Annotated in this window: 9 protein-coding genes, 3 tRNA genes and 3 pseudogenes; 5 read left to right on the forward strand and 10 right to left on the reverse strand. The window is 71.5% G+C overall.

What is annotated here, in order from left to right; all coding sequences use genetic code 11:
- The first annotated feature begins 2 nt into the window (after positions 1 to 2).
- The gene (locus AB0J97_RS06000; RefSeq protein ID WP_357697664.1) at positions 3 to 719 is read left to right on the forward strand and encodes an IclR family transcriptional regulator; all 717 of its coding nucleotides are present in this window, start codon (positions 3 to 5) and stop codon (positions 717 to 719) included.
- A 58-nt stretch (positions 720 to 777) separates the two neighbouring features.
- On the forward strand, positions 778 to 2,490 hold the full coding sequence (locus AB0J97_RS06005; RefSeq protein WP_364085045.1) for a hypothetical protein: 1,713 nt from the start codon (positions 778 to 780) through the stop codon (positions 2,488 to 2,490).
- A 118-nt stretch (positions 2,491 to 2,608) separates the two neighbouring features.
- Here AB0J97_RS06005 and AB0J97_RS06010 read toward each other — a convergent pair.
- The 6 genes and pseudogenes from AB0J97_RS06010 to AB0J97_RS06035 all read right to left on the reverse strand — a co-directional run.
- Positions 2,609 to 2,681 (reverse strand) — tRNA-Glu (locus AB0J97_RS06010).
- Between the two features lie 19 nt (positions 2,682 to 2,700).
- Positions 2,701 to 2,776: transfer RNA gene (locus AB0J97_RS06015), tRNA-Glu, on the reverse strand.
- 82 nt (positions 2,777 to 2,858) lie between these two features.
- Positions 2,859 to 3,437 carry a hypothetical protein gene (locus AB0J97_RS06020; RefSeq protein ID WP_364085048.1) on the reverse strand — a complete coding sequence of 193 codons (579 nt, stop codon included), beginning with the start codon at positions 3,435 to 3,437 and terminating at the stop codon, positions 2,859 to 2,861.
- Between the two features lie 13 nt (positions 3,438 to 3,450).
- A pseudogene (locus AB0J97_RS06025) lies at positions 3,451 to 3,956 on the reverse strand (response regulator transcription factor).
- Positions 3,953 to 4,186, reverse strand: a pseudogene (locus AB0J97_RS06030) (ATP-binding protein); the annotation flags it as partial. The pseudogenes AB0J97_RS06025 and AB0J97_RS06030, both read right to left, overlap by 4 nt.
- A 74-nt stretch (positions 4,187 to 4,260) precedes the next feature.
- Positions 4,261 to 4,722 (reverse strand): annotated as a pseudogene (locus AB0J97_RS06035) (hypothetical protein); the annotation flags it as partial.
- 202 nt (positions 4,723 to 4,924) lie between these two features.
- Between AB0J97_RS06035 and AB0J97_RS06040 the strand changes: the two are divergent.
- Positions 4,925 to 5,794, forward strand: coding sequence for an alpha/beta hydrolase (locus AB0J97_RS06040; RefSeq protein ID WP_364085051.1), 870 nt, complete (start codon positions 4,925 to 4,927; stop codon positions 5,792 to 5,794).
- Positions 5,795 to 5,853: 59 nt separating this feature from the next.
- Here AB0J97_RS06040 and AB0J97_RS06045 read toward each other — a convergent pair.
- Positions 5,854 to 5,925 (reverse strand) — tRNA-Gln (locus AB0J97_RS06045).
- 166 nt (positions 5,926 to 6,091) lie between these two features.
- Here AB0J97_RS06045 and AB0J97_RS06050 point away from each other — a divergent pair.
- Positions 6,092 to 8,062: a M3 family metallopeptidase gene (locus AB0J97_RS06050; protein WP_357697652.1), complete on the forward strand. Its 1,971-nt coding sequence runs from the start codon at positions 6,092 to 6,094 to the stop codon at positions 8,060 to 8,062.
- Between the two features lie 28 nt (positions 8,063 to 8,090).
- Here the strand turns inward: AB0J97_RS06050 and AB0J97_RS06055 are convergent, their stop codons facing one another.
- A complete protein-coding gene (locus AB0J97_RS06055; protein WP_357697650.1) occupies positions 8,091 to 8,633 on the reverse strand; it encodes a PadR family transcriptional regulator in 543 nt (180 codons plus the stop codon).
- Positions 8,634 to 8,687: 54 nt separating this feature from the next.
- Between AB0J97_RS06055 and AB0J97_RS06060 the strand changes: the two genes are divergently transcribed.
- Positions 8,688 to 9,938 carry an MATE family efflux transporter gene (locus AB0J97_RS06060; protein ID WP_364085056.1) on the forward strand — a complete coding sequence of 417 codons (1,251 nt, stop codon included), beginning with the start codon at positions 8,688 to 8,690 and terminating at the stop codon, positions 9,936 to 9,938.
- On the opposite strand, the gene gltX is transcribed toward AB0J97_RS06060, so the two are convergent.
- Both gltX and AB0J97_RS06070 read right to left on the reverse strand, forming a co-directional pair.
- Positions 9,832 to 11,205, reverse strand: a complete 1,374-nt coding sequence (gene gltX, locus AB0J97_RS06065; RefSeq protein ID WP_364085059.1) for a glutamate--tRNA ligase — start codon at positions 11,203 to 11,205, stop codon at positions 9,832 to 9,834. The genes AB0J97_RS06060 and gltX overlap by 107 nt on opposite strands.
- Positions 11,198 to 11,974: a fumarylacetoacetate hydrolase family protein gene (locus AB0J97_RS06070; RefSeq protein WP_364085062.1), complete on the reverse strand. Its 777-nt coding sequence runs from the start codon at positions 11,972 to 11,974 to the stop codon at positions 11,198 to 11,200. Before AB0J97_RS06070 ends, gltX begins: the two co-directional genes overlap by 8 nt.
- Positions 11,975 to 12,019 lie beyond the last annotated feature (45 nt).

Below are 12,019 nucleotides of genomic sequence, written 5' to 3' on the forward strand. Positions count from 1 at the left end.
GTATGGACAACTCTAGCGGAGTCGGAGTACTCGACAAGGCCGTTCTTGTACTCAATGCCCTCGAAGCGGGTCCCGCTTCCCTGGCTCAGCTCGTCCAGGCCACCGGCCTGGCCCGCCCCACGGCCCACCGGCTGGCCGTCGCACTTGAGCACCACCGCATCGTGAGCCGCGACACGCAGGGCCGATTCGTGCTCGGGCCGCGGCTGTCGGAGTTGTCCACGGCGGCCGGCGAGGACCGGCTGCTCGCGGTGGCCTCGCCCGTGCTGACGCAGCTGCGCGACCTGACCGGCGAGAGCGCGCAACTCTACCGGCGCCAGGGTGACGAGCGGGTCTGCGTGGCGGCGGCCGAGCGGGCCAGCGGCCTGCGCGACACCGTCCCGGTGGGCTCTGCGCTGCCGATGACGGCGGGCTCGGCGGCCCAGATCCTGCTGGCCTGGGAGGAGCCGGACCGGCTGCACAGGGGCCTGCGCGGCGCCAAGTTCACCGCCGCCACCCTCGCCTCCGTACGGCGCCGCGGATGGGCCCACAGCGTCGGCGAGCGGGAGCAGGGGGTGGCCAGCGTGTCCGCCCCCATAAGGGGCAGCGGAGGCAAGGTGATCGCCGCCGTCTCGGTCTCCGGGCCCATCGAGCGGCTCACCAGAGCGCCCGGCCGGCTGCACGCCGTACCCGTCATGGCGGCCGCAGAACGCATCACCGAGGCCATGCGCCGCACGTCATGATCGGCGAAAGCTCGTATTTCGGGGGCCGACTGCCTCGTGGGCGCACTAGCCTGAGTGCGTGACAGATCGCATCGAGGTAGCCGCCACTGAGCTGCGACCCCTGCTCGAAGAGTTCATCATGTGGGCGCGCTCCAACGCGCCCGGAAGCGACCCCGAGCTCGTGGGGCCTGCCGCACTCTGGCACCGTCTCGCCTTCTCGCAGGACCTCGGCACGTGGAAGCGTGCCGACCTGCGCAACCTGCTGCTCGACCGCATGCCGAAGGTCGTGGAGGATCCCGACGCCGCCGCCGACGGCATGCTGCCCGCCGTCGACGCGTACCTGACGTTCCTCTCCCAGACCGGCAGGCTCGCCAAGGGCTCCGACACCCTCGCCGATCTGCAGGCCGAGCTCGACGACGTCGAGGACGAGTTCGTCGAGCTCATGGAGGAGCTGCTCGACGACGACGGCGCAGGTGACGACGAGGACGAGACCGGCGACCTGGGCGACTTCGAGGCGTTCGCCGACGAACTGGCCGAGCTCGACACGATCAGGCTGCGGCCCGACTCCGAGCTGGCCGCGGCCGCCCGCCAGGCGCCGCTGGTCGGCAAGGCCCGCGACCTGGCGCTGTGGGTGGGCTCCGGCCGCCGCGTCGGCGAGGACACCCTGCTCACCGACGCCGAGGTGGAGGAGGCGCTGGCCGTCGTCGGCCTGCCCAGGCCCGAGACCGACGGCCCGGTGGCCGAGGCGGTCCCGCAGCTCTGGAACATCTGGAACCTCGCCGTCGACCTGGAGTTCCTCGAACCGGGCGAGGGCAACACCGTGGCCGTCCAGGACGACACCTCCGAGTGGCCGTTCGACGACGACGAGGACGTCCTCGACGCCTGGATGCTCGGCCTGCACTCCGTCGACTACGGCGACCCCGAGCTCGACGACGACGACCTGACGATGGCGCTGGCCGGCCTGACCCGGGGCCTGCTGGTCAGGCTGCTGCTGGCCGGCGGCTCGCGCGAGCGCGACGACCTGGCCCGCGAGCTGGCCGAGGCCGCCGCCGACCTCGACGAGCTGGGCGGCGACGCCTGGGAGGCGGCCGGCGACCCGCTGGCCCCCGCCATCGACTGGCTGGTCGGCTACGGCATGATCGAGGTCGAGGGCACCACCGTGCGTCTCACCCCGCTGGGCACCGAGGGCGTCGTCCACCTGGTCGACGACGCCGACATCGAGGTCGACGCCCGGCCCGCGATCGAGTCGATGAGCGCCCACGAGCTGCTCGCGCTGAGCGCCGAGCTGCCCGAGGACGAGGCCGACGCCGAGTTCGCGGCCTGGATGCGGCTCAGGGAGCCGGCCAAGGCCGCCGAGGAGCTGCTCGACGCCGCCGCCGAGGACGAGAGCGACGCCCTGATCCGGGTGCAGGCCGCCAGCGTGGTCGGCACACTGGGCGAGGCCGCCGTCCCGGCCTGGCAGGAGGCGCTCAAGCAGCCGTCGCTGCGGCCGTACGCGGCGACGCACCTGAGCCAGCTGGAGATCGAGGGGGCGCCCGAGCCCACCCAGGACGACACCCACTGGCTGATCCTCGACATGTGGACGATCTCGGCCGGGCTGGGGCGTTCCGAGTTCGTCAGCAGCCTGCAGGACATCGGCCCCGACATGGTCAACGGGCTGCTCGAAGTGATCTGGAAGATCCCGCACGCGCACGTGGAGGAGCTGCTCGACCTGATCTCGCAGGTCCACCCCGACAAGCAGGTCGCCAAGGCGGCCCGCCGTGCCCTGTTCAAGGCCCGCTCCTCGGCCTGACCCCGCTACGGCCAGGGCTCCACGCGATCGGCGTGGGGCCCTGTTCCCGTTCGGGGGCGGGCCCGTGCAACGCAAAAACGCCCCGGTGCTTGACGCACCGGAGCGTTTTGAGTGAACGTAGTCCCGACCGGATTCGAACCGGCGCTACCGCCTTGAGAGGGCGGCGTCCTGGGCCACTAGACGACGGGACCTTCGCTCAGCTTGTGACAGTGGTAGTCCCGACCGGATTCGAACCGGCGCTACCGCCTTGAGAGGGCGGCGTCCTGGGCCACTAGACGACGGGACCCTGTTCACAAGCTGGTGTGCCGGGTCTCCCCGGCGACGCAGGTAACTCTACCGCACCCCGCAGACCACAACCAACCCGCTTGTCAGCGCATGAGATCAGGCCGGTGGCGGCGGACCCAGTCGCCCATCGGCCCCCGTTCCCACAGCGGGTCGATCTCGCCGAGCGGGATCGCCACCTCGGGCCGTCCGGTGACGGGGTCGGCGGGCACCCGGGCCAGGCGCTCGCGCATCCACTGCGGCGCCCGCGGCGGGAGCGTGCGCTCGCCCCACCCGACCAGCCCCACCGAGCGCAGGGCCTGGACGCGTACGCGGACGCCGCCGGGCCGGCCCAGGAGCCGGGGGTCGGCCGGCCGGGTGTCCACCACGCCGATCCGGGCGATGTCGGGCCAGCGCAGCCGCACCCTGAAGCCGCGGGCGTCGGCCAGCTCCACGCCCTCCGGCGAGAAGCGCACGACCGTGCCCGCGACCAGCCGGCGGTGCTTGACGACGAGCACGCCGGTCAGGGCCGCCGTGGCGAGCGCGCCGAGCACGACGCCCAGCGCCGAGCTGCCGGTGAAGATGGCCCCGAGCAGCAGGCAGATGGCGAAGAAGAGCGCCAGCGGCGCGGCGAACGGGGCGACGAAACGGGCAAGGCCGCCCTCGCGCATGCGGAATTCGTCCATGAGGCGAGGGAGGCTACCCGCCGAGCAGCCCGCGGCGGAAGGCCTCGGCCACGGCGGCGGCGCGGTCGCGGACGTCGAGCTTGGCGTAGGCGTGCAGCAGGTGCGTCTTGACGCTGGCCTCGCTGATGAACAGCTCGGCCGCCGCCTGCCGGTTGGTCGCTCCCCCGGCCACCAGCCGCAGCACCTCCAGCTCACGTCTGCTCAGGTCGCCCCGCCTCGGCCTGCGCACGTGGTCGGCCAGCCGTCCGGCCACGGCGGGGGCAGGACGTCGGTGTCGAACGTCGTGAGCACCAGCACCCGCGGCCCGCTCCCGCTCAGCTGCCTGATCGCGGCCAGGCCGTCCATGCCGGGCATGCGCAGGTCCATGAGGACGAGGTCGGGCCGCAGCTCGGCCGCCAGCCGGACGGCCTGGGCGCCGTCGGCCGCCTCGCCCACGATCTCCATGCCGGGCTCGGCGCCCAGGGCGGCGCGCGGGCCGTCCCGGACGATCGGGTGGTCGTCCACGATGAGCAGTCTCACGGTCGTTCGCCTTCCGCGGGTATGACGGGTACGGCCGCGGCCACGGCGCTCCCCCGGCCCGGCTCGGACTCGACCTCCCGCGTGCCACCCACCGCGCGGGCCCGCCGGCGCATGCCTTCCACCCCGAAGCCCTCAGCAGCCTCCTGCGGAACGAAACCGCGCCCGTCGTCACGGATGTCGAGCATGACGACTTCGTCCGTGTACGACAGGGTGAGGGCCGTCCTGGTGGCATCGGCGTGCTTGGCTGGCGGCGGCGGTCGGCCTCGGCGGTGGCGCGGCCGACCGCGCCGAGCTTGCGGATCAGGGCCGCCAGGTCCTGTGCGACGGTGTCGTGGATCTCGCCCGCCACACGCTGCCGCTCGTCGAGCACGCCCGCCCGCCTGGCCTGGTGGAGGAGCCGGGCGTGCAGGTCGGCGTTCTCTCCATGGCGGTACGCAGTTCGCCGATCAGGCGGCGGCGCCTGTCGCTCTCGGCGGAGACATACCAGCCGGCCAGGGCGAGCGGGACGGCGACGCCGCCGGCCACCGTGAACAGCCCGGCGGGAGCGCCGGGACCGGCCTGGGCCACGACGACGACCACGGCGGTGAGCGTCACGCCCGCCATCACCAGGCGGGTCGGCAGCAGGGCGACGGCCAGGGGGTAGCCGAGCGAGGCGAACACGACGAGGGCCGGGTTGCCCGCCACCAGCGCGCCCGCGAGGCCCATGAGCAGCACGTAGTACGGGACGACGAGAACGGCCTGCCGGTGCCGCCGGGAATGCAGCCACGGGACGGCGGCGGCGGCCACGGAGATCGCCAGCAACCCGTAGCCGAGCGCGACGTGGAGCAGACGCTCACGTCCTGGTGCCCGGCTCACGCCTCCAGCCCGGCACGCCGCCCGGGTCAACCGATCGGTGGATGGGCGGACTCAGCCGTACGGACCGCCGGACGGGCGATGTGCAGCCTGCCGGCCTGGGCGAACATCGGCCCATGAGCGATCGAGAGAGCGGATCCCGGCCCGGCCGGGTGACCACGTTCGTGTTCGTCACCGGGGCCGGCGGCGTGGCACAGGGAGATCCGGAGCTGACGCTGCGCGGGCACCGGACCGTGGGCGTGGAGCTGCCGGGGCACCTGCCCGCCGAGCAGTTCAGCCGCGCCTACCAGGCCCCGCAGGACCCGGCGGCGCTGGCCACCGCGCCCTCGCCGGTGTCCGGGGTGGCCCTGGACGACTACGTCGAGGCCACGGTGAACGTCGTGCGCAGGGTCGCCGCGTACGGCTCGGTGGTCCTGGTGGGCGGGAGCCTCGGCGGAGCGGCGGTCACCAAGGCCGCCGACGAGGTCCCCCACCTGCTCGACCGGCTGGTCCACGACACGGCCTTCTGCTGCACGCGGCTGCGCTCGCCGGCCGAGTACCTGGAGACACCCGAGGCCGCCACGGGCCTGGCGAAGGGGCTGGTGGCCGGGTTGATCGGCGACCCCACGGCGCTCATGGCGGTGCGGATGAACTGGCGGACGTCCGACCCGGCGTTCCTGGCCGCGGCCAAGAAGGCGTTCATGGCCGCGGCGGCCGACGGCGAGTTCCTGGCGCTGCTCAACACGTTGCTGCCGGACGAGAGCCTGCTGGTCTCCGCCGCGGACGCGCGCGGCAGGACGGACGCCTGGGGGCGGGTGCCGCGGACGTACATCAGGCACACCCGGGACCGGTTGATCCCGCTCGCGCTGCAGGACCGGATGATCAGGGAGGCGGACGCGGCCCCCCCGGGCAACAGGTTCGAGGTGCGCACGGTCGACACCGGGCACGCGGCCACGGCCGCGGAGTACGGGAGGATCAGCGGGATCCTGGACGCCCTGGCGACCTGACGGGCCGCCGACACGAAAAAACGGACGTCTCTCAAGGAGACATCCGTTTCGGTGACTTGCTGGGGTACCAGGACTCGAACCTAGACTAACTGAACCAGAATCAGTCGTGCTGCCAATTACACCATACCCCACCGCTGCGAACCCCTTCGAGGAGCGCGCTTGGCGACGTCCGAAAGAATAGCCCAGCTCGGGGGGTAAGACCAAAACGATTGCCGAAGCGGTCTCCGGCGGACTGCGGCACGGGCTCCGGCGTGCCAAGCTGAAGAGGACAAAACACCACGTGGAGGAGCCCCAGCGTTGGCCGAGAACCCGTTCTTCGCCCCTAGTAGCCTGCCGTACCAGTTGCCTGCGTTCGCGGACGTCCGCGAGGAGCACTACCTGCCCGCGTTCGAGCGCGGCATGGCCGAGCACCTGGCCGAGGTCGACGCGATCGCGAACAGCACCGAGCCGCCCACCTTCGACAACACGATCGCGGCCCTGGAGCGTTCTGGGCGCGTTCTCGGCCGTACGGCCACGGTCTTCTTCAGCATGGCCGCGTCCAACTCCAGCGACGGGATCATGGAGATCGAGAAGGAGATCTCCCCGAAGCTGACCGCGCACAACGACGCGATCCGCCTCAACCGGGCGCTGTGGGCGCGGATCAAGCAGGTCGGCACGTCCGACGCCGAGGAGGCGTGGCTGCTGGAGAAGTACCGGGAGGACTTCGTCCGGGCCGGGGCCGACCTGTCGGAGTCGCAGCAGGACCGGCTGCGCGAGCTCAACGGCGAGCTGTCGAAGCTCTCGACCGAGTTCGCGCAGACCCTGCTCAAGGCGTCCACCGAGGAGGCCCTGGTCGTCACGGACGCCAAGGAGCTCGACGGCTTCGACGAGGCCAGGATCGAGTCGCTGCGCCAGGACGACGGCACGTACGCGCTGCCGCTGCTGAACTTCACCAACCAGCCCGGCCTGGCCCAGCTCACCGACCGCGACGTGCGCCGCCGCCTGTACGAGCTGAGCGTCGGCCGCGCCCCGGCCAACTTCGGGCGGGCGGTCCAGATGGCCACGCTGCGGGCCGAGCGGGCGGCGCTGCTCGGCTTCCCCGACCATGCCGCCTACTCGGTGGCCGACCAGACGGCCAAGACCGTCGAGGCGGTCGAGGAGATGCTCGGCCAGCTCGTCGGCCCGGCCGTGCGCAACGCCGGCAAGGAGGCCGAGGCGCTGGCCGGGCAGGCCGGGTTCGCGATCGAGCCGTGGGACTGGTCGTACTACTCGGAGAAGGTGCGGCTGGCCCGCTACGACTTCGACGCCGACGCCATGCGGCCCTACTTCGAGCTCAACCGGGTCTTCAGGGACGGCGTGTTCTTCGCCGCCACCAAGCTCTACGGCCTCACCTTCACCGAGCGGCCCGACCTGGACGGCTACCACCCCGACGTGGCCGTCTTCGAGGTGTTCAACGAGGACGGCGCCCCGCTGGGCCTGTTCCTGCTCGACCCCTACGCCAGGGCGAACAAGCGCGGCGGCGCGTGGATGAACAACCTGGTCGACCAGTCGTACCTGTTCGACGAGCTGCCGGTGGTGATGAACAACCTCAACATCACCAAGCCGGCCTCGGGGCCGACGCTGCTGACGTACGACGAGGTGAACACCGCCTTCCACGAGTTCGGGCACGCGCTGCACGGGCTGTTCTCGGAGGTGCGCTACCCGCGTGTGTCGGGCACCAGCGTGCCGCGTGACTTCGTCGAGTACCCCTCGCAGGTCAACGAGATGTGGGCCACCTGGCCGGAGGTCCTGACCAACTACGCCAAGCACCACGAGACGGGCGAGCCGATGCCCGCCGAGCTGGTGGAGAAGCTGCACGCGGCCGAGAAGTTCAACCAGGGCTTCACGACGGTGGAGTACCTGGCGGCCACGCTGCTCGACTGGGCCTGGCACCGGCTGGCGGCCGGCGAGCAGGTGGCCGACGCGCAGGCGTTCGAGCAGGCGGCCCTGGAGGCGGCCGGGATCGACGTGGCGCTGGTGCGCCCCCGCTACCGGACGAACTACTTCGCCCACATCTTCTCGGGCGGCTACAGCGCCGGCTACTACTCCTACATCTGGAGCGAGGTGCTCGACGCCGAGAGCGTGGAGTGGTTCAAGGAGAACGGCGGCCTGACCAGGGCGAACGGCGACCACTTCCGCCGCGAGCTGCTCTCCAGGGGCGGCAGCCTCGACCCGCTGACCGCCTTCCGCAACTTCCGCGGGCGCGAGCCGGGCATCGGGCCGCTGCTGGCCCGCCGCGGCCTCGACTGACCGTCCCCTCCCCCGGGAATCGTCTCCCCTACGGCTCCGGCAGCTCCTCGATGCGCTGCCGGAGCCATTCCTTCTCCGCCCGGCTCGACGCCCGGGCGATCTCCAGCATGCCCCGCCGGTACGGGTCCGGCTCGTCCTTGATCCGGACGGGCCGGCCGCCCTCGTGGAAGAAGCTCGCCGGGGCCTCCAGGAAGGCCAGCCTGAGGCGCAGCACCCTTGACCGGTCGGCGGGGTCGGGCAGCGCCGACAGGAACGTCAGCAGGGCGAAGAAGCGCGTCTGGTCGCTGATGTCGAGCTCGCTCGGGTCGCGCAGCCGCCGCAGCAGCTCCTGGCGGCCCTCGCCGGTGAGCGTGAGCACCTGCCTGCGGGCCGCCGCCGCGCCCGCCTCCTCGTGCCGTTCGACCAGGCCCTTGGCCTCCAGTCTCGATATGGCGGGGTAGAGAGCGCCGTCGCTGACCGGGCGGAGGTGGCCGGTGAGCGCGGTCAGGCGGGCCTTGAGCTCGTAGCCGTGCATCGGACGCTCGTTCAGGAATCCCAGGATGGTGAGGGACAGATCCCCGCCGCTTGCCATGGCCCGCATCGTAACGCTATACCTCTAAAAGAGGTACAACGAAACGAGGTATTGATGTTCAGGCTGGCTCTCCCCATCTACGTGGAGCTGCTCACGGCCGTGGTCGCGGTGGGCGTGATCGACCTGCTGTGGGTCTCGGGGCTCGGGGAGGGGGCCATCGCGGCCGTCACCGTGGGCACCACGGCCGAGTACCTGGCCTACGGGCTGTTCCTGGCCGTCCCGACGGGGGTGACCGTGCTCGTCGGGCGGCGTGACGGGCAGGCGCCGATCGGGCCGGTGATCAGGACGGGGTGGATGTTGTGGGCCGCGTTCTCGGTGGCCGTCGCCGTCCCGGGCGTGCTGCTGCGCGAGCCGCTGGCGGCTCTGTTCACCGACGATCCCGGGCCGACGGCGGGGTTCTTCCTGATCTCACTGGGCGGGCTGCCGGTGTTCTTCGCCCAGACGGTCGTGGACGCGATCCTCAAAGGGCTGGGCGACACGAAGACCCCCATGCGGAACGCGCTGATCTGCAACGCCCTGGTCATCGTCCTGGACCCGCTGTTCATCTACGGCCTCGACCTGGGCGTCCAGGGGGCCGCGCTGGCCACCGTGGCGGCGCGGCTGGTCACGCTCGGGGTGGCGGTCACCTCCGTCGTACGGCTGCGCGCCGACCCCGGCGACGGCCTGCTCGCCGGGGAGGTGCTGCGGACCGGCCTGCCCATGTCGGGAGACTTCCTGGCCCGTTCCCTGGTGGGCATGGCGCTGGTGGAGATCGTGGCCGGGTTCGGCACGGCCGAGGTCGCCGGGTACGGCATCGGTCAGAAGATCATGCTGGCGGGCGTCATGGTCTTCTACGCGCTGCGCCAGGCGGCGATGATCCGTACCGCGCGGTCGGAGCCGGTCGGGTCGCCGCTGCGGCTCGGGCTGGTGACGGGCGCGGTGGTCGCGGTCGTGCTCAACCTGGTGGCCGCGCCCGCGGCCGGGCTGTTCACCGGCGATCCGGCGGTGACCGTGGGCTTCCTGCGGTGGATGACGCTCTACCTGGTGCCGTTCGGCGGGCTCATCGCCGTCGGGGGGGTGCTCCAGGCAAGCGGAAGGGGCAGCCGCCTGCTCGCCGCCACGCTGGCGGGCTTCGCGGTGCAGCTGCCCCTCGCCTATCTGCTGAGCTCGTGGCTCGGCGTCACGGGGGTGTGGCTGTCGATGGCCGTCGGGTCGTCGCTCAGCCTCGCAGGCGCCCTAGCGCCGCTCGGATCCGTTCCGTGGCACGCTCGCGCCCGAGCACCTCGATCGACTCGAACAGCGGCAGGCCCACGGTCCGGCCGGTGATCGCCACGCGCACGGGGGCCTGGGTCTTGCCCAGCTTGAGCCCGAGCGGCGCGCCGACCTCCTCCAGGGCCTCCTTGAGCGACTCCGCGTCCCAGGGGACCGTCTCCAGGCGGGTGAGGTAGGCGCCGAGGATCTCCTCCGGGGAGTTCTTCATCGCCTTGTCCCAGGACGGCTGGTCGAAGACGGGCTCGTCGAGGAAGAGGAAGTCGACGTTCTGCCTGATCTCCGACAGCACGGCGATGCGGGTCTGGGCCAGCGCCGCGACCTTGCTGAACAGCTCGCGGTCCCAGGCGGGGTCGAGGTACGGAGAGCAGCGCTCCTCGAAGGTCTCCAGCGGCAGCGCCCTGATGTACTCGCCGTTGAAGGCCCGCAGCTTCTTCTCGTCGAAGAAGGCGCTGGCGGAGTTGACGTCCTCCAGCTTGAACAGCGGGACCATCTCCGCCCACGGCATGATCTCGCGGTCCTCGCCGGGGCCCCAGCCGAGCAGCATGAGGTAGTTGACCATGGCCTCGGCGAGGTAGCCCTCGTCGCGGTAGTCCTCCAGGGCCACCTTGTCGCGGCGCTTGGACAACTTCTTGCGCTGCTCGTTGACGATCACCGGCAGGTGGGCCCAGACCGGCGGGTTCGAGCCGAGCGCCGGCCACAGCAGCACCTGCTTGGCGGCGTTGCCCAGGTGCTCCTCGCCGCGCACGACGTGCGTGATGCCCTGGGTGATGTCGTCGACGGCGTTGGCCAGCACGTAGAGCGGCGAGCCGTCGGTGCGGGCGATCACGAAGTCTTCCTGGGCCTCGTTGGGGAACTCGACGTTGCCCCTGATCAGGTCTTCGACGACGGTGACGCCCTCGTCGGGGGTGCGGAAGCGCACCGCGCCCTCGGTCAGGCCGCGCTCACGGCAGAAGCCGTCGTAGCCCTTGTGCTCGGAGCCGGTGCGGGCCACCAGGGTCTCACGGGTGCAGTCGCAGTGGTACGCCTTGCCGTCGGCCAGCAGCTTGGCCACGGCCTCGCGGTGCTGCGGCTCGTAGGCCGACTGGAAGTAGGGGCCCTCGAACACCGGGTTGGTGCCGTTGATGCCGATCCAGTCGAGCGCCGAGATGATGCCCTCGGTCCACTCCGGACGGTTGCGCGTGGCGTCGGTGTCCTCGACGCGCAGGACGAAGCGGCCGCCGGACTGTTCGGCGAGGGCCCAGTTGAACAGCGCCGTGCGGGCGCCGCCGACGTGGAACATGCCGGTCGGGGACGGGGCGAAACGCACCCGTAGATCAGTCACGGGAGACCACCTTGTTCGTGAGAGTGCCGATGCCTTCGATGCCGACGCTGACCTCGTCGCCGATCTCCAGCGGGCCGATGCCCGCCGGGGTGCCGGTCAGGATGACGTCGCCGGGGATCAGCGTCATGACCGCGCTGACGTAGGCGACCAGCGCGGGGATGTCGTTGATGAGCTGGCTGGTGCGGCCGCTCTGCCGGATCTCGCCGTTGACCGTGGTGGTCAGCGCCAGGTCGCTCGCGTCGAGATCGGTCTGGATCCAGGGCCCGAGCGGGCAGAACGTGTCGAAGCTCTTGGCCCGGGTGAACTGCACGTCCTTCTTCTGCAGGTCGCGGGCGGTGACGTCGTTGGCGCAGGTGTAGCCGAAGATGACGTCCTTGACCCGGTCGACGGGCACGTCGCGGCAGAGCCTGCCGATCACCACGGCCAGCTCGCCCTCGTAGTCGACCCGGTCGGACAGCGAGGTCGGGTAGGCGATGGCCTCCCCGTGGCCGATCACCGACGTGGACGGCTTCATGAAGATGAGCGGCTCGTCGGGCACCTCGTTGCCCATCTCGCGGGCGTGCTCGGCGTAGTTCCTGCCGATGGCGACGACCTTGCTCGGCAACATCGGGGCCAGCAGCTTCACCTGGGACAGCGGGAAGCGGTCACCGGTGAACTGCACCTGGCCGAACGGATGGCCGGAGACCGTGGAGACGAACTCCTCGCCAGGGCCGCCTTCGACCACGCCGAACGACACGCCTTCGCCTGTGGAGAACCTCGCTATACGCACCTGACAAGGCTATCGCCGCCGTCGCAGGGGTCCGCCCACCGCCGC

It is taken from the genome of Nonomuraea sp. NPDC049607 (assembly GCF_040675375.1).
Classification (GTDB): domain Bacteria; phylum Actinomycetota; class Actinomycetes; order Streptosporangiales; family Streptosporangiaceae; genus Nonomuraea.

Bases quoted from the DNA above. Each gene is read 5' to 3' on its own strand.
- AB0J97_RS06055 (WP_357697650.1), bottom strand. From the start codon at position 8,633: ATGGCAAGCGGCGGGGATCTGTCCCTCACCATCCTGGGATTCCTGAAC.
- AB0J97_RS06040 (WP_364085051.1), top strand. From the start codon at position 4,925: ATGAGCGATCGAGAGAGCGGATCCCGGCCCGGCCGGGTGACCACGTTC.
- AB0J97_RS06060 (WP_364085056.1), top strand. From the start codon at position 8,688: ATGTTCAGGCTGGCTCTCCCCATCTACGTGGAGCTGCTCACGGCCGTG.
- AB0J97_RS06020 (WP_364085048.1), bottom strand. From the start codon at position 3,437: ATGGACGAATTCCGCATGCGCGAGGGCGGCCTTGCCCGTTTCGTCGCC.
- AB0J97_RS06000 (WP_357697664.1), top strand. From the start codon at position 3: ATGGACAACTCTAGCGGAGTCGGAGTACTCGACAAGGCCGTTCTTGTA.